The 22,062-nt window shown below is 34.6% G+C and carries 22 protein-coding genes; 7 read left to right on the top strand and 15 right to left on the bottom strand.

Annotated features, from left to right (window positions below; translation table 11 throughout):
- Positions 1-12: 12 nt before the first annotated feature.
- The 6 genes from BUB80_RS13400 to BUB80_RS13375 form a co-directional block, all read right to left on the bottom strand.
- Positions 13-948, bottom strand: coding sequence for a terpene synthase family protein (locus BUB80_RS13400; protein ID WP_073293642.1), 936 nt, complete (start codon positions 946-948; stop codon positions 13-15).
- An 18-nt stretch (positions 949-966) separates the two neighbouring features.
- Positions 967-1,911 carry a terpene synthase family protein gene (locus tag BUB80_RS13395; protein ID WP_073293640.1) on the bottom strand — a complete coding sequence of 315 codons (945 nt, stop codon included), beginning with the start codon at positions 1,909-1,911 and terminating at the stop codon, positions 967-969.
- A 126-nt stretch (positions 1,912-2,037) separates the two neighbouring features.
- Complete coding sequence (locus tag BUB80_RS13390) at positions 2,038-3,318, bottom strand: cation:proton antiporter (protein WP_073293638.1); 1,281 nt, start codon at positions 3,316-3,318, stop codon at positions 2,038-2,040.
- A 16-nt stretch (positions 3,319-3,334) separates the two neighbouring features.
- Complete coding sequence (locus tag BUB80_RS13385; protein ID WP_073293636.1) at positions 3,335-3,964, bottom strand: DUF4919 domain-containing protein; 630 nt, start codon at positions 3,962-3,964, stop codon at positions 3,335-3,337.
- Entirely contained in the window at positions 3,964-5,190 is a 1,227-nt protein-coding gene (gene hflX, locus BUB80_RS13380) for a GTPase HflX (protein ID WP_073293709.1), read from the bottom strand. The genes BUB80_RS13385 and hflX overlap by 1 nt, the downstream gene beginning before the upstream one ends.
- A gap of 170 nt (positions 5,191-5,360) precedes the next feature.
- Positions 5,361-5,795, bottom strand: a complete 435-nt coding sequence (locus tag BUB80_RS13375) for an META domain-containing protein (RefSeq protein ID WP_073293634.1) — start codon at positions 5,793-5,795, stop codon at positions 5,361-5,363.
- Between the two features lie 86 nt (positions 5,796-5,881).
- On the opposite strand from BUB80_RS13375, the gene BUB80_RS13370 reads away from it, so the two are divergent.
- Both BUB80_RS13370 and BUB80_RS13365 read left to right on the top strand, forming a co-directional pair.
- Complete coding sequence (locus tag BUB80_RS13370) at positions 5,882-8,080, top strand: S46 family peptidase (protein ID WP_073293632.1); 2,199 nt, start codon at positions 5,882-5,884, stop codon at positions 8,078-8,080.
- A 294-nt stretch (positions 8,081-8,374) separates the two neighbouring features.
- A complete protein-coding gene (locus BUB80_RS13365; RefSeq protein WP_073293630.1) occupies positions 8,375-9,592 on the top strand; it encodes a spondin domain-containing protein in 1,218 nt (405 codons plus the stop codon).
- Between the two features lie 77 nt (positions 9,593-9,669).
- On the opposite strand, the gene BUB80_RS13360 is transcribed toward BUB80_RS13365, so the two are convergent.
- The 6 genes from BUB80_RS13360 to BUB80_RS13335 all read right to left on the bottom strand — a co-directional run bounded on the left by BUB80_RS13360 (position 9,670) and on the right by BUB80_RS13335 (position 15,558).
- Complete coding sequence (locus BUB80_RS13360) at positions 9,670-10,017, bottom strand: hypothetical protein (protein ID WP_073293628.1); 348 nt, start codon at positions 10,015-10,017, stop codon at positions 9,670-9,672.
- A 128-nt stretch (positions 10,018-10,145) separates the two neighbouring features.
- Positions 10,146-11,681 (bottom strand): YifB family Mg chelatase-like AAA ATPase, encoded by a 1,536-nt coding sequence (locus tag BUB80_RS13355; protein ID WP_073293626.1) that lies wholly within the window; start codon positions 11,679-11,681, stop codon positions 10,146-10,148.
- Between the two features lie 158 nt (positions 11,682-11,839).
- Positions 11,840-12,811, bottom strand: coding sequence for a T9SS type A sorting domain-containing protein (locus BUB80_RS13350; protein ID WP_073293624.1), 972 nt, complete (start codon positions 12,809-12,811; stop codon positions 11,840-11,842).
- A gap of 119 nt (positions 12,812-12,930) precedes the next feature.
- Positions 12,931-14,319, bottom strand: coding sequence for an outer membrane beta-barrel protein (locus tag BUB80_RS13345; RefSeq protein WP_073293622.1), 1,389 nt, complete (start codon positions 14,317-14,319; stop codon positions 12,931-12,933).
- Positions 14,316-14,879: an RNA polymerase sigma factor gene (locus tag BUB80_RS13340; protein ID WP_073293620.1), complete on the bottom strand. Its 564-nt coding sequence runs from the start codon at positions 14,877-14,879 to the stop codon at positions 14,316-14,318. Before BUB80_RS13340 ends, BUB80_RS13345 begins: the two co-directional genes overlap by 4 nt.
- Before the next feature lie 103 nt (positions 14,880-14,982).
- On the bottom strand, positions 14,983-15,558 hold the full coding sequence (locus BUB80_RS13335; protein ID WP_073293707.1) for a DUF4840 domain-containing protein: 576 nt from the start codon (positions 15,556-15,558) through the stop codon (positions 14,983-14,985).
- A 202-nt stretch (positions 15,559-15,760) separates the two neighbouring features.
- Between BUB80_RS13335 and BUB80_RS13330 the strand changes: the two genes are divergently transcribed.
- The 4 genes from BUB80_RS13330 to BUB80_RS13315 are packed head-to-tail and all read left to right on the top strand — an operon-like array spanning position 15,761 to position 17,664.
- Positions 15,761-16,270: a hypothetical protein gene (locus BUB80_RS13330; RefSeq protein ID WP_073293618.1), complete on the top strand. Its 510-nt coding sequence runs from the start codon at positions 15,761-15,763 to the stop codon at positions 16,268-16,270.
- The gene (locus BUB80_RS13325) at positions 16,267-16,614 is read left to right on the top strand and encodes a tRNA-binding protein (RefSeq protein WP_073293616.1); all 348 of its coding nucleotides are present in this window, start codon (positions 16,267-16,269) and stop codon (positions 16,612-16,614) included. Before BUB80_RS13330 ends, BUB80_RS13325 begins: the two co-directional genes overlap by 4 nt.
- Positions 16,615-16,629: 15 nt before the next feature.
- The gene (locus tag BUB80_RS13320; protein ID WP_073293614.1) at positions 16,630-17,334 is read left to right on the top strand and encodes a 3'-5' exonuclease; all 705 of its coding nucleotides are present in this window, start codon (positions 16,630-16,632) and stop codon (positions 17,332-17,334) included.
- 3 nt (positions 17,335-17,337) lie between these two features.
- Positions 17,338-17,664, top strand: coding sequence for a DUF59 domain-containing protein (locus tag BUB80_RS13315; protein ID WP_072410183.1), 327 nt, complete (start codon positions 17,338-17,340; stop codon positions 17,662-17,664).
- Positions 17,665-17,806: 142 nt separating this feature from the next.
- Here BUB80_RS13315 and BUB80_RS13310 read toward each other — a convergent pair whose 3' ends face one another.
- From BUB80_RS13310 to BUB80_RS13300, 3 genes are all read right to left on the bottom strand, one after another.
- The gene (locus tag BUB80_RS13310) at positions 17,807-18,643 is read right to left on the bottom strand and encodes a sulfurtransferase (protein WP_073293612.1); all 837 of its coding nucleotides are present in this window, start codon (positions 18,641-18,643) and stop codon (positions 17,807-17,809) included.
- 102 nt (positions 18,644-18,745) lie between these two features.
- On the bottom strand, positions 18,746-19,645 hold the full coding sequence (locus tag BUB80_RS13305; RefSeq protein WP_175549611.1) for a tetratricopeptide repeat protein: 900 nt from the start codon (positions 19,643-19,645) through the stop codon (positions 18,746-18,748).
- A gap of 98 nt (positions 19,646-19,743) precedes the next feature.
- A complete protein-coding gene (locus tag BUB80_RS13300) occupies positions 19,744-20,592 on the bottom strand; it encodes a hydroxymethylglutaryl-CoA lyase (protein ID WP_073293608.1) in 849 nt (282 codons plus the stop codon).
- Between the two features lie 186 nt (positions 20,593-20,778).
- On the opposite strand from BUB80_RS13300, the gene pepT reads away from it, so the two are divergent.
- Positions 20,779-22,026 (top strand): peptidase T, encoded by a 1,248-nt coding sequence (pepT, locus tag BUB80_RS13295; protein ID WP_073293606.1) that lies wholly within the window; start codon positions 20,779-20,781, stop codon positions 22,024-22,026.
- The last annotated feature ends 36 nt before the right edge of the window (positions 22,027-22,062 follow it).

Raw genomic sequence — 22,062 nt, 5'->3', positions numbered from 1 at the left:
TTCCAATTCCTCTTATTGAACTTCTTTTGGAGAGTATCTTTCTGTTCCTTTATACCATATTTCCTGACCTTTAAAAAACAATTTGGTATTTTCAACATACCGTCTTATTCCTTCATTGTATTCCCCAAAATCAGAAAGGGCATCACTTATTTTTATAAACTCAGCAAGCTCTTTGTTATGAATATTTATTGCCTCAGCATATGCTTCATCCCGTGTACATCCTTTTTCGTTTTCGATAATTAATACCAAATTCATCTTTTCACCACGCTGCACCTCCCAATCTACAGAAAAGACATCATTATACCACGCTATTATCCTAGAGAACAACTGACGAAATCTTTGAATTTGAGTATCTTTAATAACCTCTTCAGGCATTATAAAATCAGACACCACTTCCAATTGATCACACATTAGCTTTCCCCCAATAAGGTTTTCACGAATAACCATATAATCTTCGATGGAAGGATAAGAGTTCTGCTTACAATTATATTTTGTTTCTAAATACATTGCCCCAAACCAGTCTTGGTGATGTTCTGTGAACCTGGTTAGCCAATACGGTGTAACAGAAGGAAGAAATTCTGCTTTTGCAATGCTTAGCTGGTTATAAAATTCCAAATCATTAAAATCTGGTAATTCCCCATTTAAAATATTAATCGCTTTCTTACTCGCTTCAATAATTTCAGCTAATGGTTTAGAGCCATAAAAATCATCAAAACAAAATCCAAAAACCATCCACCTAATTAATGGAATAAGCTTTTCAAAATTTGCATTTGGGAAAACACTTGCTGTTACTCTTCCAAAACTAAACTTTTTATATTTACTTTTTACATCATCAGGTAAGCACGAATATTCATCGATTAGACGACGGGCAAACTGCTCAGAAGAATCTTCAAAAGGATTTAATTTAAGTTCAAAAGGATACTCAAGAGAGAAAATTTGTGATTTCATATTTGATGTGTTATTGGTTTAGATTAATATTTCTGATTGGCTATATCTTTCTGTTCCCCCAAAATACCAAAGCTCCTGCCCTTTCAGAAATAGCTCTGCATTGTGAATGTATCTTTTAAAATCATCATTGTATTTCCCAAAATCAGGAAGACTTTCTGTGATTTTAATAAATTCATTCAAATCATTATTGTGTATTTGTATTGCTTCTTCATATGCAGCTTCCATAGAACATTTCCTTTCATTTTTTATGACCAAGACCAAGTTTGTAGCTTCATTTCTTTCCAATTCCCACGAAACTGAATGGATATCATTAAACCAAGATATCATCAAGGTCAGCAATTGACGAACTTTCTGTGTTATTGGTTTTGAAAAATCATTATCTGACATTATAAAATCAGTAGAAATTTCTAAGAAATCACAAAGAATTTTTCCTCCAGAAACTTTTTCGCGAAGGGATATATATTCTGCTAATGATGGATAAGTAATACTTTCTTTATAGCTATATACAGTTTCTTCAAACATTCCTTCAAACCAAGAATGATGATCATTAATAAATCTTTCCATCCATTCTGGTGTCACTATTGGAAGAAGCTCATCTCTAGCTATTCTAAATTGTTTAAATATTTCATTTTCATCAGAGAATAATGAATCCCCATTTAATATATCAATTACTTTTTGAGATTCTATTTTTAATTCATGTAAAGGACATGAACCATACAGGTCATCAAAAGCAAATGCTGCTAATGCCCATCTACTAATAATTATTAATAGTTCTGGGCTCGAATTTGGAAAAAATCTGGCTGTAAATTTTCCGAAATTTGATTTTTTATACCTTTTTCGTAAAGATTCGGGTAAACATGAATATTCATCGATCCAAAGCGTAACTTTTTGTTCAAGTGAATCGATATGAGGGTTGATTTTGAGCTCGAAAGGATACTCAAGAGAGGGAATTTGTGATTTCATATTTCATGTGTTATTGGTTAAATAAAATTAAAAAAAATAAATCATACTAGGGAGAAAAAAAATAAAGACCCAACAAAATGCATTGTTGGGTCTTTATTTATAAGTAATTGATTTATCTATATATCTTTAAGCTTTCTCATCTGAAGCAATACTTTCCAGCTCCTGTTCTTCTTTTGCTATTTTGTTAGGATTGGCAACTTTTGCAATGGTAAGCCCCTGAACAATAATTGAGAACACCACTACACAATAAGTGATACTTAAAATAATTTCACTGTAATCACTTTTCGGAATAGACATCGCTAATGCAATGGAAACACCACCTCGGATTCCTCCCCAAACCAATACTTTTACGGTTTGTGGACTAAAGGTTGTTTTCATAAACTTCGTAGGACCCCAAATGGATATTACTCTCGCCAATAATACAATAACAATAGCCACTAATCCTGGAACAATAAAATGCTTAAGGTCTTTGATCATTAATAATTCAAAACCAATGAATAAGAATAATACAGCATTCAAAATTTCATCAATCAGCTCCCAGAATTTAATAAGATAATCCTGCGTGATAGATTTCATTTTAAACCTTACATTGAAGTTACCCATGAACAAACCTGCTGCAACCATCGTTAATGGTCCTGAAATATGCATCTGTCTTGCGATAAGATAACCGCCCATTACCACAGAAAGTGTTACCAACACGGAAATAATATAATCATCTACCTCACGCATCAATCTGGAAGTTACCCAACCTAGAATGACCCCTAGAAACAATCCGCCTCCGGCTTCTTTCAATAATAAGAGCCCAATGCTTTCAATCCCCAAATCCACTTCTTTCCCGATAGCTACTTGTAATACGACTGAGAAAACCACAACCGCCATACCATCATTGAAAAGAGACTCTCCGGCCACTTTCGTTTCTAATGATTTTGATACATTAGCTTGTTTTAAAATACTTAAAACAGCAACAGGATCCGTAGGTGAAATTAGTGCTCCGAAAAGAAGACAATATATAAACGGTAAATCTATTCCTAAGAAAGGCAAAAGATAGAACATCCCAAAACCTACAATAAATGTAGAAATAACAACCCCGACAGTTGAGAATATCAAAACAGGCCGAAACTGTTCTTTAAGATCATCAATATTAATATGAATTCCTCCTGCAAATAACAGGAAATTTAGCATTGCTCCCATCAGAACTTCAGTAAAATCAATACTGTTCATCAGATCATTAAGGTGTCCGAAAGTTCTTGGTAAAGCAGCCTGCCCAAAAGAAACCAAAAATATAGAAACCACAATGGCAATAACCATAATTCCGATGGTACTCGGAAGTTTCAAAAACCGGTGATTAAGATAGGCAAATATTGATGCAAGAACGATTAAGGCTGAAAATGAATAATATAACTCCACTAAGTTGTTTTTTTAATTAAAGGTCTAAATAAAGTACTTTGATATAAATTTTATTGTCGTCTTTTTCCCAAATATCATACATCCCGTCTTTTGAGGATTTAGAACCTCTTGTGTAGTCTTGTCCTATATTCAGCATGTTCAAAAGAATATATTCATCCCCAACAGAATTTACAGCATACGCTGTTTTTTCAGATTTACCGTCTCCAGAATTTTTTATCGCATCTGCAAGCAAACGAAATTGGCTCAAATGATGGGTAAAATTACTCCCATCCTTTTTTTGATCATACGCACGGAGCAAAATAAGAAGAACATCCAGATTGGTAGGATCTTTATCATAAAGAGCCTTGCCTTGTTTTATACAATCATCAAAATTCTGATTCTTAAAAGATTCTGCCAGTTGTTTAAAATTATCATCGTTGGTAGAAACCTTTCCATCTCTGAAATTTCTGCCATAATAAAGATATTGCGCTTCAATACTATCCAAAGATCTTGGATAGCCTTTGTATTTGAAGATCAGCTTTTCGTAAGTGTACGGAGACTGTTTATTAGTAAGACTTTTTTCAATACTTTTAAAATCGATTTTTGATTTTTGGCTATAACCAAAAACCGAAATAAAAAGAAGTAAAAGGAAAAAGTGGTATTTCATTAATTGTTGTTTTCTTCTTCCTCATCATTTTCGAAATACTCGAAAAGGAAATCATTGTAAGGAAATCTCGCAATATGAATTTTCATGACCTCATCGTAGATCATCTTTTTCATTTCCGGGAAGTTTTCTTTCGTTAAAGCAGAAATGAAAACGGTTGGATGATTAGATTTACCCATCCATGTTTTTTGCCATTCTTCTAACGAAACATTTTTCTTTGTAGATGGCGTTAAATCATCATCATCTTTTTTATCATAACTGAAATCATCAATTTTATTGAACACCATGATCATCGGTTTCTGATGCGCATTGATTTCCATTAACGTATGATTTACAGATTCTATATGATCTTCAAAGCTTTCATGAGAAATATCTACAACATGAATCAATAAGTCTGCTTCACGTACCTCATCAAGAGTTGATTTGAAAGATTCAACAAGTTGCGTCGGCAATTTTCTGATGAATCCTACCGTATCGGTCAACAAGAATGGTAAATTCCCAATCACCACTTTTCTTACTGTAGTATCTAGGGTTGCAAATAATTTATTTTCAGCGAAAACATCAGATTTTGACAAAGCGTTCATCAACGTAGATTTTCCAACATTGGTATATCCTACCAAAGCTGCACGTACTACTTTTCCACGATTGTTTCGTTGAGTAGCCATTTGCTTATCTATCGTTTTCAACTTATCCTTCAACAATGAAATTCTGTCACGGATGATACGACGGTCTGTTTCAATCTCCGTTTCCCCCGGACCTCTCATCCCGATTCCCCCTTTTTGACGTTCCAAGTGAGTCCACATTCTTGTCAAACGAGGTAAAAGATATTGATATTGCGCCAATTCTACCTGAGTTCTTGCATAAGAAGTCTGAGCTCTTTGGGCAAAAATATCAAGGATAAGATTGGTTCTGTCTAAAATTTTTACTTCTATTTCTTTTTCAAGATTTTTAAGTTGAGAAGGAGATAACTCATCATCAAAAATAATGGTTCCTATCTCGTTTTCCTTAACGTATTCTTTTATTTCCTGAGCTTTTCCGCTTCCGATAAAGGTTTTGGAATCAGGCTGGGTTAATTTTTGAGTAAAGCGTTTTTGTACGGTAGCTCCTGCCGTAAAGGCCAAAAACTCCAATTCATCCATATATTCCGTAAGCTTATCTTCATCTTGGTTTTGAGTAATAACACCCACCAAAATAGCTTTTTCGTAATTATGTTCTTTCTTGTCTAGCATTAAATTCTGTCTATGTTTGTGAGATTTACAAGTTACCATTTTCAGGAGAAAAAACAAAATCATTTTTTACGAATCCCAAGATTTTAATGTTAATTTAAGTTTATAATACATTTGATTTGTAGATTTTTAATCAAAAACTTATTGAAACTTTAGTAAAAAAGTAAAGTAAACTAATCCCAATCCGCAGCCACAAATTTCATTGAATTACCATGAATATCGTACAGCGTAAGAAAATGCCCTTCCACAGAATATCTTGTCATGTTTTGAATTTTTTTTGAAAATTCAGTTTCCAATTCCATATTTTGACACGCCTTCATTGTACTTCCTACTCCTGAAATTTTTACTTTTCCATTGTTTTTAAATGCTGACGTGAAGAACATATTGTTGCATCCCATAAAAGCACTTCCTCGGATTTTTCCATTTTCTTGAGCAGCCGTAAGATTAATACTGGCTTTTTCTTTAACCAATTCAGTTTTAGTAAAATTACCAAAAGAAATCAGCATCCATTCTCTTTGAATAGGTGGACTTTTAACCTGCGCTGTTGAACAATTAAAAATTAAACTTAAAAACAAAACAGCAAAAACTGATAGTAGTATTTTTCTCATAAAAGGTAGAATCCCATTTTCATACCATTCGGAGGCAGAATCCCATAAAAATTAGTAAATTAGCGTCACAAAAATTATGTTATAAAATGAAAAGACTATTTCTACTATTTACCTTCTTGTTGGGCTTCGTCCAGATGAGGGCAGATGAGGGGATGTGGCTGTTAATGCTCATCAAAAGATTAAATGGTGTTGACATGCAAAAAGAAGGTTTGCATTTAACCCCTGAAGAAATTTATTCCGTAAACAATTCAAGTATGAAAGATGCTATCGTAAGTTTCGGTGGTTTCTGTACTGGGGAGATTGTTTCTGACAAAGGACTTATTTTCACAAACCACCACTGTGGTTATGGTGCTGTTGCTGCAGCTTCTACTCCGGAAAAAGACTATTTGAAGAATGGTTTCTGGGCAATGAAGCAGAAAGATGAATTTAATGCAAAAGATCTTTACGTAAGATTTTTAGTTAGAATGGATGATGCTACGCAAAGAATCAATTCTAAGTTAAACAATAAAATGACCGGAGACGAGAGAAAAGCGGTGATTGATGCTGAAACAAAAGCAATCCAGTCTGAAAACTCTGAAAACGGGAAATATACAGTAGTTGTAAAAGACTTCTTCAACGGAAACGAATTCTATTATTTCGTTTACCAAGATTATAAAGATATCAGATTAGTAGGTGCACCACCATCTTCTTTAGGGAAATTCGGAGGTGATACAGACAACTGGGAATGGCCAAGACACACTGCAGACTTTACAGTTTTCAGAGTATATGCTGATGCTGCAGGAAACCCTGCTGAATTTGCTCCAACAAACGTTCCTTTAAAGCCTAAACATTTCTTACCTGTTTCTCTTAAAGGAGTTAAGCCTGGTGATTTCTCAATGATCATGGGTTACCCTGGAAGAACAAACCGTTACCTGACTTCTTACGGAATTCAGCAAATGGTTGGTAAAGATTACCCGGCTTGGGTTACTGCTTCAAGATTAGCAATGGATGTTATGAAGAAGTATATGGATAAGGATAAAGGAACTCAATTGAACTATGCTTCTCAGTATGCTTCAGTAGCAAACTACTGGAAAAACAGACAAGGAACAATTGATGCTGTTATCAAAAACGGAACAATTACCGACAAACAGCAAATTGAAGAGAAATTCAGAACTTGGGCAGTACAACCAGAAAATGTTACTCAATATGAGATGGTTTTAGATGATATCGCAACTTATTACAAGCAATCATCTGACAGAAATGTTGAAAGAAACTACTACTCTCAGTTGATGAGAAATTCTAAATATTTCTCTCTTGCTCTACAGGTTGGGCCTGTCCTTAAAGCTTACGCTGAACAAGATATGGCAGGAAGATTGGCAATGAAGCCAAAAGTAGACGCCGCTGTAAAAGCAGCTTATGAAAACATCAATACAAACCTTGAAGGTGAAATGATGAATTCTATGGTTGGTCTTTATCAGTCAAAAGTAGGTAAAGATGTTGGATCTGCTACGATCATGGGATTAGATTCAAAAAACCTTTCAAACGTTGCTTACTCTTCTATTTTTGCTAACAAAACGTCAGTTACAAACTTTATCCTTAATCCGGATCGTTTGAAATTAGATGCAGATCCGCTTTTAAAAATTGCTAACGGAATTATTGCTGATCAAAAAGGATCTAATGAAAGGTTCGCTAAAATTGATGATAATTTTGCTAAAAACAGCCGTCTTTTCTTAGCTGGATTAATGAAGGCAATGCCTGAGAAAAAATTCTATCCAGATGCTAACTCTACAATGAGATTAACATACGGAACAGTAGATAAATTACCAATCAGAACAGACAGAAACTATTTCGGTGTTACTGATAACTATTATACAGATATGTCTGGTCTTGTAGGTAAATACAAGAAAGGAGATGAAGAATTTGATCTTCCACAAAGAGTAATTGATCTTTACAACATGCAAGACTTCGGTCAGTATGCTGATGCTAAAGGATACATGCCTGTAAACTTCTTATCAAACAATGATATTACAGGAGGTAACTCTGGTTCTCCGGTAATTGATGGAGACGGAAACCTTATCGGTATCGCATTCGACGGAAACAGTGAAGCGTTAAGCGGTGACATCGTTTTCGAACAAGAATGGCAAAAAACAATCAACGTAGACGTTCGTTTCGTTCTTTGGACCATCGACAAATACGCTGGTGCAAGAAGATTGATTGACGAGTTAAAATTAGTAAGAGATGAAAATACTCCTGCTGACACAAAAACAAAAGTGTTAAAAACTCCAACTACAAAGAAGAAAAAATAATCTTCATTGAATATATTTTTGAAAACCGTGAAAGTTATCTTTCGCGGTTTTTTTTACTTAACACTCCATCACTTATTCAACTATAGACAAATTAAATAATAACAATAAATTAATATTTATTTCGATTTCAAAATCTAATTATCAATAATAATTAACACCTAGAAAAACAAATAATACCATAGGCGCCTATAGATTTGTGGGCACAGAAATATTTTTTCAAAAAATTTTGTCAGGATTTCAAAACACTTCCGACTATAGCTATAGAAAAACAATTTATAACTAAAATAATATTTTATGAAAAAGAACTTCTTTAAAATTGCTACGTTGGCAGCTGGTATTATCACAACATTTGCACTTACCTCTTGTGACAACAACGATACGATGGAAATTCCTTTATCAGAAAAAACAATTACCTTCGAAAATGTAGTAGCTCCCAAAGATTTCGTTGAAAGCGGAAGCTTCCAAGGTACAGCAGCTCCTATTATTACACCGGGGCAATCTGTTTCAATTAAATTTAGTGCAGGAAAAGCACAGTCATTAATGTTTGCAACGATGTATGGGGCTTCAAAAGACTGGTTCTTTGCTTCTCAGCAACCTGGAATCAAGTTATTTGATAACAACGGAAATGCCATTACCGGAGATGTATCTTCACAAGTTCTTTTGTGGGATAACGGAACTAAAGACAATGTTTCAGGACAACCAGAAAGTAAGCCTATCGCACAAGTTCCTGGTGTAACCGCTTCACAATTGATGAAATTAAACCTTGCTTACAATGATGTTTCTTCTGAATTTACGTTAACGATTACCAACACCTCAGGAGGGACAGGACATGAAACACCTTTCTCTCCAGGAGTTTGGGCAGTTTCTAACTACAACGGTTCACAATTATTAAATTCTGCCCCATTCTTTACTCCAAACGCATTATCTAATCCTGAGATCACCGATATAGCACAAATGGGAGATATTACTAAAATGGTTACAAGCCTTAACGCCAATACTAAAGTAATGACAGGGCTTTCTCCTGCTTTGGTTGTGGTGTATAATGGAGATAAAAATCCAATTTATGAGCTAGGCCAATTAGATGCAGGAAAAGGATTAAAAGAAATTGCACAAATGGGTAATGTTACTAAACTTCAAAACAACTTAAAAGCTTTACCTAACGTAAAAGGAGTTTATATTGCAGGAAATACACCGGTAGCGCCTGGAGCTAAAGTGATGACTCAGTTCCAATCAAACCCAGGAGACAAAATTGCTTATGTAACGATGTTTGGATTCTCTAATGACTGGTTCTATGCTAATGAACAAAGCATCGATGCTAATACAAAAGGTGATCTAACTTCAAAAACAGCATTGTTTGATTCAGGAACAGGAATTGATCAATATCCTGGAGCAGGAAATCACCAGGCTTTATTTGGAGGAACACCTCAAGCAGAAAGTAAAGTGATTGCAAAAGTAGGAAATGTATTCCCTGTTCCTGCCGTACAGAATGTATTGAAAGTAACGATTAATTAATCATCAATAGAATCTTCAAAAACAATAAAAAATAGCGTTTAGGAATGTCCTGAACGCTATTTCTATTATATCAATTATTAAACTTTTAATTCTGCTTTGAGATATTGGGATGCTCCACCATTGGTTATTGTGATAGAACCCTCATTATGGGCAATAGTCACGCCTAGCTCATTGACGGTTTCTTTAAAATATCCTGTTTTTACAGTACCATCTGGAACACTATTTTTTTGCCATAAAAATCGGGCAGATTGTTTGTTTTCATTTTCCAGGATGATGGCTTTTAATGTATCTCTACATTTAATAGGTACAATATCTATAACTACACTTTCATGAGCAACAAAACTCTTACTCATTAAATTTATAGAATCATTAAAGCCAGTTGGCAATGAGCCATTTTTTAAAATATTTTCATCTATTGTCGTCATTTGATATCTGATTTAGGGTGTTGTCTTACAATTATTTATAATCTTTCTATGCAAATATCACCCTGCACAGCGACAGAACTTGACGTATTATTTTTTTATTGAATAGTATGTGCCCACTGAGTCTTTACTTACACATTCCAGAACTCTCTATCTAAGCTTCTGTATTGTATGGCTTCAGAGATATGATGAGATAAAATATGTTGAGATTCTTCCAAATCGGCAATTGTTCGGGCTACTTTTAAAATTCGGTCAAAGGCTCTTGCGGAAAGATTTAATTTTTCCATGGCTAATTTTATGAGATTAAAAGACGCTTCATCCAGTTCACAATATTTTTCAATTTCTTTGGGGCCAATTTGAGCATTATAACTAATTTCCAAGTCCTTATATCGCTCTCCTTGAATCTCACGAGCAATTAAAACACGCTTCCTTATATCTTCGCTCTTTTCTCCTTTCCGTTTTTCTGTTAGCTGCTCAAATTCAACTTTCTGAACTTCAATATGAATATCAATTCTATCCAAAAGAGGCCCCGAAAGTTTATTCATATACCGCTGCATTTCGTAAACAGATGAGGTATTGTTTGGGTCGTCCGGGAAAAATCCGCTTGGACTAGGGTTCATAGAAGCAACCAACATAAAACTAGCCGGATAATTTACCGTAAACCGAGCTCTTGAGATGGTCACTTCACGATCTTCCAGAGGTTGTCTCATTACTTCCAAAACAGTTCTTTTAAATTCAGGCATTTCATCTAAAAATAAAACACCGTTATGCGCCAAAGAAATTTCGCCGGGCTGAGGATAACTTCCACCCCCAACTAGTGCAACATCAGAAATCGTATGATGAGGTGATCTAAAGGGACGAACAGTCATTAATGAAGTTTCTGTTCCCATTTTTCCCGCGACAGAATGAATTTTTGTAGTTTCTAAGGCTTCTTTCAACGTTAAAGGAGGTAAAATACTGGGAACTCTTTTCGCCAACATTGTTTTTCCGCTTCCTGGTGGGCCAATTAAAATAATATTATGACCTCCGGCAGCAGCCACTTCCATCGCTCGCTTTGCCGTTTCCTGTCCTTTTACTTCTGAAAAATCAAAAGGAAATAGATTGACTTTATCCTGAAACTCTTTTCTGGTATCTAGAACTATTTTTTCAAGAGGTTTTCCTTCATTAAAGAAATCAATAACTTCTTTAATATTTTCAACACCATACACATCAAGATTATTAACAATGGCTGCTTCCCGCGTATTTTGTTTGGGTAGAATAATCCCTTTGAAACCTTCTTCCCTCGCCTGAATAGCAATCGGAAGAACACCTCGAATAGGTTGTAAACCTCCATCTAATGAAAGCTCGCCCATAATAATATAATCCTGAATATTTTCAGCTAAAATCTGATCCGAAGCCGCCAGAATTCCAATTGCAATACTCAAGTCATAAGCTGCTCCTTCTTTTCGGAGATCTGCAGGCGCCATATTGATGGTGATTTTCTTTCCGGGAATCTTGAAACCAACGTTTTTTAACGCAGCTGAAATTCGATAACTGCTTTCTTTAATTGCATTATCGGCAAGACCTACCAAATGATAACCCACTCCGCCTGTATCTACATTCACTTCAATAGTAATTGTCTGAGCAGCAACCCCATGAATTGCGCTTCCATAAATTTTTATCAGCATGATTGTGTTTTTCTAGTAAAAATAATTAATATTTTATTTTAGAAATAAAACAGATAAGTTTATAAAATTCAGCTCTATTTATTAATTCATATAAAAAATAAATCGGCACAAGTAAAAAACTTGCACCGACCTAAACATAAATTATTAAAAACTAACTATTACTTCTTGATAAACTTGTTTTTGTAAACCTTTCCGTCTAAGGTTTTAGAAACAATCATATAAGTTCCCGGAACAAAACTGCTTACATCGATGGGTTCTTTATATTGATGACTGGTTTTCTGTAAAATAAGCTTTCCGGACATATCAATGATAGATACATTATTATATGTTTTATCAGACTCTTTTCCGATATATAAAAACTGTGTGGTTGGATTTGGATATACTGCTAAAGTATTTTCTTTAGGCTTTATTTCTCCTGTTCCCAGGTTACTGCAAAAGCCCCAGCTTCCGAAATTAAGTTTAATAAATGCGAAGTCAGCCAACATTTCACACTGATCCGGACAATATTCTGTACATGCATAAAATCCGTACACTCCTGATGTAGTAGCATTATAAGAATCTCCCGTTGCACCAGCGATGATACAAGGATCTGTAGGCAATGGCGGATTTGTTGCCGGAAGACATTTAAACCAAGTATGTACCCCATACAGCTGTGGAAATCCGTCATCCAACTGTACGGTTGCTCCTTCGCAAATATTGTATTCGCCAGGTGCGATTTGTTCGTAAGTTCCCGGTGTAAAATTGGCCATCATAAACGGAAGCCCGTACGCATATCCATCAGCAAGAATTGCAGGACTTTCTGCTTGACAATCTCCATCCGTTACCATCACTTTAAAGTAATACAGCATATCATTCCCCCCATTAATTGTCAATGTCTGAGAGGTAGCCCCAGCTATCGCAACCCAAGGGTTTGGGTTAGGAGATTGCCAATCCCATTGTTGTTTATACCATTGGTAAGTGCCATAAGTTTGCGTTGTAGAAAGTACTTCTGTTTCTGTATTACAGAACACAACCTTGTCTGCAAACAGTGCTCCAAGTCTTGGGCTCGTAATCGTTGGAGTGCATTGCGCCTGCACATTGACAATGCTTAGAAGCAGGTAAAACGCTAAAAAAATTAGTTTTGTTTTCATAGTAAATTATTTATTGGTGAGTTTTATTAATTAAAAATTAAAGCATACAAAACCAACCGGACTCATATATTTACAAGCCTAAAAATGGTGTTTAAAAAAATAGTTGAACTAAAAAATGATTACTTATCGATCAGTAATCTAATCCCGAAGTTCATATTAAAATTGAATGGTTTTTCTTTGTATATGGTGTTTAAGGAACTATTATCTTTAAAGTGGTAACCAATACCCGGCTCGGCATAGATTCCTATTTTATTGGCAACTTTTAATTGTATCCCCACAGCAGTATTTACCGAAAACTGAAATGGTTTAGTTTCTACGTTCTCTTTTATTTCGTCCTTTACTTCATCATTCACAATATATTTTGTTTTCACATTTCCGGCAACCGATTTTTCAATAAGCGCTCCCGCAGTAACATATCCTGTGAAAACTCCTTTCTGTACGACATTATAATTTACCTGAACCGGAACGCCAATGTAATGAACGGTCTGATCACTTTTTATAAAGTTCGTTTCACTTCCGGTGCGGAGCTCAGAGGATAATTTGGTGTAATTTATTCCCGTTCCTATTCCCCATTTTTTTCCAAGACTGTAATACATGGAGATGCCTAATGTCACAGGTATTTTATGTTGGATCTTCGCATCTACTTTTTCATTTTGATTGGCTAATAAAACCTCTCTCAACGGACTTTCTTCATATCCTGCTGCGCTAAACAGATCACTCACTCTCACCGGACTTCCGCTTAAAGTAGCATATCCCGGAAATTGCTCCGCAGAACTTGGAGACGCTTTACCCGTAAGTAAACTCAACATCCAAGATTGATCACGTTGTCTTTTTGTCTTCTTCGGAACATCTGCGGTTGCCAGTTTATTTTGAAACTCAACTTCATTTCCTAAGGTTTCTGTATGAGTATTTATTTCATTAAGAGATTGATTATCAGAATTAATATCGGTCTCCTGTGCTGTATGTTGATCTTGTTTAAACAAGTCTGCTTCTCTAGCAATATTCAGATTTTCAGAGGTGGAATTTTCAATTGTATTTAATTCATTTCCTGTGACTTTAGTTAAATACTTCTTTAAAGTTGAGGTTGTTCTATTTAAGATATTATTGTGCTGCTCATTATTTTGTTGAATTGCTATGATACCTTCTTTTTCTAGCTCATTTGATACAAGTGGATTATTATTCTTTTTAATTGAAACTCCTTTTCCTATCTCTGCTATCTTTTTTGAAGGCTCTTTTTTATTGTAAAATTGAATAACCTCATTTCCTGCAAAAAATAGAGCAATTACTGCTGCAACAGCACTCATACGATACAGAATAGTTCTAATTTTTTTTCCAGAAGTCTTCTTTTCTTGCCGGGCTAGTTCATTTTCTGAACCTAATCCAACAACGGTATTCTCACCCTCTTCATTGAATAATTCATCTTTAATATCATCCCACAATCCATCTGGAACATCACTTTCGTGGTCTTCCATTCTGGAGCGCATATTATCTAACCATTGATTTTTCATATTGCGCTTTTTTTTACCATTTTATATTCTTTGATCTTTTGTGCAAGCAATCCTTTAGCTCTGTGAAACTGGGAGGCAGAAGAGTTTTCAGCAATACCCAACAGTCCCGCAATTTCTTTATGACTTTTCTGCTCAAATACAAATAGGTTAAAAACCGTTCGGTAACCATCAGGAAGCGACCGTACCATCTTCATAATAGTGAGCTCTGATATTTCCTCAAGATCTGGCTCTTCTTCATCAGACACATCAGGAAATTCGAAATCATCTGTCATTAATTTAAAATCAGAGTTTCGTTTGATATAGCTTAACGATTCATTGACTACAATTCTGGACATCCACGCTCTTAAAGAACCTACCCCTCGATATTCAAAAGAATCTATAGAGCCGAACATTTTTATAAAGCTGTTTTGCAACACATCATGCACGTCATCTTTGCCGAGAATGTACCGGGAACATACATAGGTAAGGTTTCTGGAATGGGCTACAAAAAGCTCTTTCCAGGCAGCCTCCTCCTTCAGTCGAAGGCGGTTTATTAACATCTGCTCCTTACTTTCTTCCATGTATTTTTACAATAACATCTTGATTTTATGATTAATCTAATTCAAATACAAAAGTAGGTTGCCTTTTTACAAAGTACAACCTATCTTGCATGATATCCGTCTCTTAGTATTTTAAAGAATACGGAAAATCATATTTAATGGCTTCAAAGGGGGCTAATTCTACACCATCAACAGTTATCTTTTCGGCAGACAAACTATATCTCAGCGACCAGTCTTGCCCAATAAACAGTCCTTTCTGCTTCGCAGACAAAGTCACAACCGTTTGCTTCGTGGCTCCATCTACAGGAATCTGGATTGTTAGTTTTTTTGGTACAAAACTCAACTCCACTACATTATTTTCAACATTGATCTTTGGAGTATAATTAAGTTTATATTCAATTTTTCCAATTGCAGTTAATGCCGTTTCTGTTTTCACAGGATCTTTTACTACTGCTTTTACAATTTCTTTAATTGGAAATTCTTTAAACGTAATTAATGTATCTTTTGCTGAAAAATCAATTACCTTTTCTGTTCTGCTATTTCCTTGTGTTGTTATCAATTTCGCTCTATAGTTTCCGTTCACATCGCTTAATTTCACAGGAACCGGTTCATAACTATCATTATTACATGACGTTAAAGACAATGCTGCAAAGGCAACCAAAACTACCATAAAAGCCTTAAGTACTGTTAATTTCTTCATTACTTTAATTATTTTCATTAAACATTATATTACTTTGAGTACTCATTTACATAAATCAGTTTTTTAAAGAATCTTGCATTGAATTTTCAAAAAAGATTAAAAAAAACCATAACTAACTGATTTTAAATTGAAAAAATTTATGTTCTGAAAATCATTTTTAGGTTTTTAATATTTTAATACATTTGTTAAAACATATATTTGAATGAATTTCGAACAAATCAATTTACATCTCAACGCCTACAAAGAGCATGATCAGATTTTAGATGCCGCAAAATATTTAATCAGTTCTTTTGATTTGGAACATGAAAATTTTGCAGGATTTGGTTTCAGACAAGAACTTTCACCAACTTCAATGCTTTTAACCGCCGAAGGAGAATTGGGAAAACCTCAAATGGTTATGATTCCCAAGAATATATTTGATTTTGATTTGAATCTTGTTCTTAATATGCTGGCTCACGAAATGCTTCATGTAAGACAAAAAGCTCCGGGTAAAGTGATTGAAAATAAAAATGAAAGAGAATTTCAGGCGTATTACGAAATGCTTTTCCATAACGTCTTTCCACAAATTCCTGATGTCTCAGATTTTCACCGGAAATTCTTCGGAAACAAAGCATTGGAATATTACAGAAGAATGAGCGAAGGCTCTGAGCTTCAACAAAAATACACAGAACAAAAAACAGAAGTAGAACACTTAATCAATTCATTACCATGACAGTAAAACCAGAAATCTCTTGGGAAGATTTTGAAAAATTAGATATCAGATGCGGGACCATCATTTCAGTAAATGATTTTGAAAAAGCCAGAAACCCATCCTATCAACTAGAAATTGATTTTGGAGACTTGGGAATCAGAAAATCATCCGCTCAAATCACTTCTCTTTATGAGAAAGAAGAATTGGTAGGGCAACAAATTTTAGCCATCGTAAATTTTCCTAAGAAGCAAATTGCTAACTTTTTCAGCGAATGTCTTGTGCTGGGACTTTATGGAGAAGATAAAAAGGATGTTACCCTTTTAAGCCCCTCATTACCCACAAAAAACGGAATGCAGGTTGGATAAACAGTAAACAGACATATGATACAACACATTCCATTAGAAAGAGTTTTATTCCTTGATATTGAAACGGTTCCCGGAACAGGTTTATGGGAAGAACTTCCTGAAACAGACCAAAAACTTTGGGATAAAAAAACAAAATTCCAGAGAAAAGATGAGATTTCCGCAGAAGAGTTTTATCCTGAAAGAGCCGGAATTATGGCCGAATTTGGAAAGATTATTTGCATTACCATCGGAATGCTCGAAAAAAACGAGACCCTGAAGATTAAAAGTTTTGCGAACGATGATGAAAAGAAATTGCTGATAGAGTTTGGCGAAATTTTCAATAGTCCAAGACTTCGGGATGTTATTCTTTGCGCACATAACGGTAAAGAATTTGATTTCCCCTGGATAGCGAGACGTTTCTTAATTAACGGAATGCAACCTCCCACACCTTTCCAGATGTTTGGTAAAAAACCTTGGGAAATTCCACATATCGACACCATGGAATTGTGGAAGTTCGGAGACTATAAAAGCTTCATTTCTTTAGAATTACTTGCTCATGTCTTTGGAATTCCCACTCCGAAAGATGATATTGATGGCTCAATGGTTTCATCAATCTACTACATAGAAAAAGACTTGCAAAGAATAGTCGACTATTGTGAAAAAGATGTCTTAACTTTGGCAAACGTTTTCCGACGAATGCGTCAGGAAGATTTGTTGAAAAGGAATATCAATCTAGATTAAAAAATGAAATTTACAGACGATCAAATTGCTGATATAGGAGAAGAAATCATAGGAATACTAAAAACCGTTTATGACCCCGAAATTCCGGTGGATATTTACGAGTTGGGATTAATTTATGACGTTCAGATTTCTGAAGACGGTGATGTGAAGATCATCATGACTCTTACAACACCTAATTGTCCTGTTGCAGAAACACTTCCACAAGAAGTAAAAGATAAAGTAGCTGAAGCTGAAAACGTAAAAAGCGTAGATTTAGAGCTTACTTTTGAACCTAGCTGGAATAAGGATATGATGAGTGAAGAAGCGAAGTTTGAATTAGGAATGCTTTAATTCTTGAATTAAAAATAAATTAGGCTGTCATTTTTGGCAGCCTTTTATTTTGGTTATATATGCTATTACATTTCGTTCAGAATCTATATCTTGTTGAGATTCTTCCTTCGTCAGAATGACAAATAAAATGGCAAATATCTATTTAGATGTTTGTCGCAATTTCTTTTCCCTCTCTTCTGCTCCATTCACTCCACGAACCAACATACAAGTTAGAAATCTGAAATCCAGCATAATCCAATGCTAAAATCGTATGACACGCTGTAACTCCTGAACCACAATGGATGATTAAATTTTCTGGTCTATCTTGTAGCAGTTTTACATATTTTTCCTTTAAAATTTCTGGTTTTAGGAAGTTCCCATTTTCGTCAAGGTTTTCAGAAAAAGGGATATTAATCGCTCCTGGAATATGTCCCGCCACTAAATCAATAGGCTCAGATTCTCCGTTATATCGGTAAGCATCTCTCACATCAATTATTGTTGAAGAATGGTTTACCAATTCATTTTCAACATTTTCCAATGATGAAGTTGGAAGAAGCCAGTCTTCCTTTTTTATCGGTTCTGTTTTTTCAACAACTTCCTCACCTGATGAAAATTCTAAATCTTCTTTTTCAGCCGCTTGAAAACCACCATCTAAAACCTGAACATTTTCAATTCCAAAAGATCTTAACATCCACCAAGCTCTTGCCCCTGCATTGGCTCCATTTTTATCATCATAAATAATAACATGAGAATCTTCTGAAATTCCAAGATTTGAAAGTGTTTCAGCAAATCTTTCAATGCTCGGAAGAGGATGTCTTCCACCAAAAGCAGCATCTTCTCCAATCTCGGCTAAATCTTTATCTAAATCGATGAATTTTGCTCCTTTGAGGTGCTTTTCAAGATAGTTTTGGTAAACGTTTTTTCCTACTCTTGCATCAAGAATGATAAGGTTTTCGGTTGAGAGCGTTTTTAATTCGGATGGTGAAATTATTGGTGACATTTTGTTGATTTTGGTGTTAATTTATACATTTTGGCTAAAGCCTATTGAAGTGTACATATAGTAAAGCGGGTTAAAACCCGCTCCTATTGATGTTTTATTTTGCTATTTATTTTTACTCTCAAGAATTTTTATAATCATATCTCTTAATGATTTGATGGTAAAGGTATCATCTTTAAAACCAACTGGATATGTTGTATGTCCTTCTTTAGATTCTTCACAAATGACAAATTCTGCATCATTTTTTTCAATTTGTAAAGTCTTTTCTATATTGAACTTTCTTTCAACCTTTTCTCCATTTTTATCAATTAAGTAGACTTTATAAAGAGATTCAAGCGTTTTTTTTGGCTTTTCAAAAGATTTATAAATATTAATCCATTGACCATTCCATGAAAACTCATCAACAGCCACATTCTTAAATTCCATATAGTCCTCTGAAAGAACTTTATGAGAATAAAATGCTTTCAACTGATCAAAAATTTTATTCCCTTCAAGAAATTTATCTTGTGCGTTTAAGGCTTTAATAAGTTTTTCATAGAGTATATATTCCTTGGGAAACTTTTCAATCCCATCTATATAAACTTTTTCAGATTTTGAGAATTCTTTAGTCTGAGCATAATAGAAATTCCCTGCATTTTTCAAAAGTTCAAGATACCACTTACTATCCTTTATTGTTGATTTCTCTAAACCTTCAACATATACTTTTTCTTCGTTAGCATAGTCACCCTTAATATGATAAATTCTAGCCTTTTCAATATAAAATTCAGCAGTTGGAGCTTTAGAAATAGCTTTATTAAAGTTAACTAAAGCCTCATCATATTTCTTCAGATACATTTCTGAAAGACCTTTCTGAAAAAATATTATAGGATTATTAAAACCTTTTTTTATCGCTTTATCATAAAATTCTATTGCCTTATCATCATTTTCTTCTCTAAAAAAAGCGTAACCCAAGTAATAAAGTTCGCGATCTGTAAAGCCCGAATTTTCTTTTTCTAAAGCTACCAATTCTGCAAATTTCTCATCATCAAAAAGCGTTTCAACTTTCTGAGCAAAAAAGAATGTTGAAAGAGAAAATAAAGCCAGAATATAAAATTTCTTCATATTTAAAAATGAAAAATATCCTTCGCTCTGTTATAAGAACTTTCGAAGTTTAACAAATTTAAATTGTGATCTACTTTTTCAACACTCATAAAGTTGATGACCTGTTCTGTAGGCATATTGCCCACTAAGTCATCTTTTGCCATCGGGCAACCTCCGATTCCTTTGATAGCGCTGTCAAATCTTCGGCAACCTTTATCGTAAGCTGCTTTTAATTTAGAATAAGAATCTTCATATCGGTTATGAAAATGCCCTCCGAAATTAATATCAGGATATTTTGAAGGTATCTTTTCGAATAAAAGAGCAATGGTTTCCGGTGTTGCAACTCCTGTTGTATCAGAAAGTAAGATATTTTTAATTCCAATTTCTGAAAACCTTTGTGCCCAAAAATCTACATCTTCCCATTTCCACATCTCTCCATAAGGATTTCCGAAAGCCATTGAAAAATAAACATTTAATTCTCTATTTTCACTTTTTGTCAGCTCAAGCATCCTAACAATTTCTGTGAAAGCTTCTTCCTGACTTTTATTGGTATTTCTATGCTGAAAAGTCTCAGAAATAGAAAATGGAAAACCAAGAATATCTACGGATTTATGCTTCAATGCTTTTTCGGCACCTCTGTAATTTCCGATGATTGCAGAAACTTTAGTATTGGATAAAGATTTATCTATATTTTCGGCAACCTCATCAGAATCAGCAAGCTGAGGAATTGCTTTTGGAGAAACAAAGCTCAGACAATCCAATATATCATACCCAACCTCCATCAAGGAGTTGATATAATCTATTTTTTTATCAGTTGGGATAAACTCTCCCCACCCCTGCATTGCATCTCTCGGACATTCAGTTAGAAACATTGGTACTTTTGATTTTTTCAAATATAATAAAACTAAACAAGTTTATCTAGGATTAACACAAAGCTAACATTATTTTGATTTTCAACCTTTTAAATATGATTTAAAATTTCAATACTATATATTCAACTGCAAATAAGGTATTCAGAGCATCAAATTTGCTAACTTTGTTAAAATTTATGATATCTAATGAGTACAATAGAATTCAACCCAATATGGAAAGATAAGTTACTGAACCGTTTTCTTAGTTATGTAAAAATATACTCAACAAGTGATGCTGAAAGCGAAACTACACCTTCTACTGAAAGGCAGTGGGACATCGCAAAATACATTGTTGAAGAACTGAGAACAATAGGTTTAGAAAATGTTTCAATTGATGACAATGGTTATATTATGGGCTACGTTCCCTCTAACCTAGAAAATGATGACAGACCAACTATTGGATTTATTTCGCATTATGATACTTCACCTGATTTCAGTGGTGAAAATGTAAAACCTCAGGTTTGGGAAAACTATGATGGAAATGATTTATTATTAAATCAAACAACAGGATTTACTTTATCTTCTTCAAAATTTGAAAGTTTAAAAATGTATATCGGTCAGACGTTAATTACAACTGACGGAAATACGCTGTTGGGGGCTGATGATAAAGCCGGTTGCGCAGAAATCGTAACGGCTGCAGAATATCTAATCGCAAATCCAGAAATTAAGCATGGAAGAATTGCTGTAGGATTTACGCCAGATGAAGAAATTGGAAGAGGAGCACATAAATTTGATGTTGCAAAATTCGGTGCTGAATTCGCTTATACGATGGACGGAAGTGAAGTTGGAGAATTAGAATATGAAAACTTCAATGCTGCAGGAGCTGTCGTGAAAATCCACGGATTGAGCGTACACCCAGGATATGCTTTCGGGAAAATGGTGAATGCTGCTCTTTTAGCAGCTGAATTTATTCAGTTACTTCCAGCTAATGAAACTCCGGCTACTACGAAAGGTTTTGATGGTTTCTATCATTTAATGGATATTACAGCTGATATTTCTGAGGCTAAGCTTCAATATATCATCCGTGATCATGATGAAGAAAAGTATGAAGCAAGAAAGAAATTCATGGAGCAAAAAGTGGTAGAATTCAACCAAAAATATGGTGAAGGAACGGCTGAAGTTGAAATCAAAGAACAATACCGTAACATGAAGCAGCAATTTGAAGGGAAAATGCACATCATTGACCTTGCTGCAAAAGCGATGAAGGAATCTAATATTGAACCTAAAATCAAGGCAATCAGAGGAGGAACAGATGGCGCTCAATTGTCATATATGGGACTTCCTTGTCCAAATATTTTTGCAGGTGGAATGAACTTCCACGGACCTTACGAATATGTTGCTTTGGAAAGTATGGAAAAAGCAATGGAGGTTATTATTAATATTGTGAAGGCGTAGCATAAGACTTAAGCTTATATATTGAAATCCAGCTCA

It is taken from the genome of Chryseobacterium polytrichastri, assembly GCF_900142445.1.
Lineage (GTDB): Bacteria > Bacteroidota > Bacteroidia > Flavobacteriales > Weeksellaceae > Chryseobacterium > Chryseobacterium polytrichastri.
Note: the sequence above shows the minus strand (reverse complement) of the source record. Positions and strands in the feature narration are given on the sequence as shown.